General features: G+C 49.9%; 1 protein-coding gene. It reads left to right on the top strand.

What is annotated here, in order from left to right; translation table 11 throughout:
* Positions 1-2,195 (top strand): collagen-flanked surface repeat-containing protein (locus tag ACTHRE_RS10715; RefSeq protein ID WP_440345273.1); only part of this gene is annotated, 2,195 nt, incomplete at both ends.

Raw genomic sequence — 2,195 nt, 5'->3', positions numbered from 1 at the left:
AAAGGCGAAAAAGGCGACAAAGGTGACCAAGGTGAAGCCGGCGCTAAAGGCGAAAAAGGCGACAAAGGTGACCAAGGTGAAGCCGGCGCTAAAGGCGAAAAAGGCGACAAAGGTGACCAAGGTGAAGCCGGCGCTAAAGGCGAAAAAGGCGACAAAGGTGACCAAGGTGAAGCCGGCGCTAAAGGCGAAAAAGGCGACAAAGGTGACCAAGGTGAAGCCGGCGCTAAAGGCGAAAAAGGCGACAAAGGTGACCAAGGTGAAGCCGGCGCTAAAGGCGAAAAAGGCGACAAAGGTGACCAAGGCGAAGCCGGCGCTAAAGGCGAAAAAGGCGACAAAGGTGACCAAGGTGAAGCCGGCGCTAAAGGCGAAAAAGGCGACAAAGGTGACCAAGGTGAAGCCGGCGCTAAAGGCGAAAAAGGCGACAAAGGTGACCAAGGTGAAGCCGGCGCTAAAGGCGAAAAAGGCGACAAAGGTGATACTGGTGAAAAAGGCAGCAGCGTCACTGGCGAAGTTGTAAATAACAATGACGGTACTCATACCATCACTATTACTAATGAAAGTGATGGCTCAGTCACTACTACCATCGTTAAAGACGGTAAAGATGGTAAAGACGGTGTAGACGGTAAGAACGCTAAAGCCGACGTCAAAGACAACGGCAATGGCACTCACACTGTAACCATCACTGATGGCGAAGGTAATACCACTACTACCATCATTAAAGACGGTAAGAACGCTGAAGCCGAAGTTAAAGACAACGGCAACGGTACTCACACTGTAACCATCAAAGACGGTAACGGTAATACCACTACTACCATCCTTAAAGACGGTGCAACTGGTGCCAAAGGCGATACCGGCGCAACTGGTGCAACCGGTGCCGATGGTAAGAACGCTGAAGCCGACGTTAAAGACAACGGCAACGGTACCCACACTGTAACCATTAAAGACGGTAACGGTAACACCACTACTACCATCCTTAAAGACGGTGCTACTGGCGCTACCGGTGCAACTGGTGCCGACGGTAAGAACGCTGAAGCCGACGTTAAAGACAACGGCAACGGTACCCACACTGTAACCATCAAAGACGGTAACGGTAACACCACTACTACCATCCTTAAAGACGGTGCAACTGGTGCCAAAGGCGATACCGGCGCAACTGGTGCAACCGGTGCCGATGGTAAGAACGCTGAAGCCGACGTTAAAGACAACGGCAACGGTACCCACACTGTAACCATTAAAGACGGTAACGGTAACACCACTACTACCATCCTTAAAGACGGTGCTACTGGCGCTACCGGTGCAACTGGTGCCGACGGTAAGAACGCTGAAGCCGACGTTAAAGACAACGGCAACGGTACCCACACTGTAACCATCAAAGACGGTAACGGTAACACCACTACTACCATCGTTAAAGACGGTGCAACTGGTGCCAAAGGCGATACCGGTGCAGACGGTAAGAATGCTAAAGCCGAAGTCAAAGACAACGGCAATGGCACTCACACTGTAACCATCACTGATGGCGAAGGTAATACCACTACTACCATCATTAAAGACGGTAAGAACGCTGAAGCCGAAGTTAAAGACAACGGCAACGGTACTCACACTGTAACCATCAAAGACGGTAACGGTAATACCACTACTACCATCCTTAAAGACGGTGCAACTGGTGCCAAAGGCGATACCGGCGCAACTGGTGCAACCGGTGCCGATGGTAAGAACGCTGAAGCCGACGTTAAAGACAACGGCAACGGCACTCACACTGTAACCATCACTGATGGCGAAGGTAATACCACTACTACTATCGTTAAAGACGGTAAGAACGCTGAAGCCGAAGTTAAAGACAACGGCAACGGTACTCACACTGTAACGATCAAAGACGGTAACGGTAATACCACTACTACCATCGTTAAAGACGGTGCAACTGGTGCAACTGGTGCAGATGGTAAGAATGCTAAAGCCGAAGTTAAAGACAACGGCAACGGTACTCACACTGTAACCATCACTGATGGTGAAGGTAATACCACTACTACTATCGTTAAAGATGGTACAGCTGCAGCTAAGGGTGATACCGGTGCTAAAGGTGAAGATGGTAAGAATGCTAAAGCCGATGTTAAAGACAATGGCAACGGCACTCACACTGTAACCATCACTGATGGCGAAGGTAATACCACTACTACTATCGTTAAAGACGGTAAGAA

The sequence above is a fragment of the Neisseria sp. P0001.S007 genome (assembly GCF_051963655.1).
In the GTDB taxonomy this organism is placed as follows: Bacteria; Pseudomonadota; Gammaproteobacteria; order Burkholderiales; family Neisseriaceae; genus Neisseria; species Neisseria subflava_A.
This window is presented reverse-complemented; position numbering and strand designations above follow the sequence as displayed.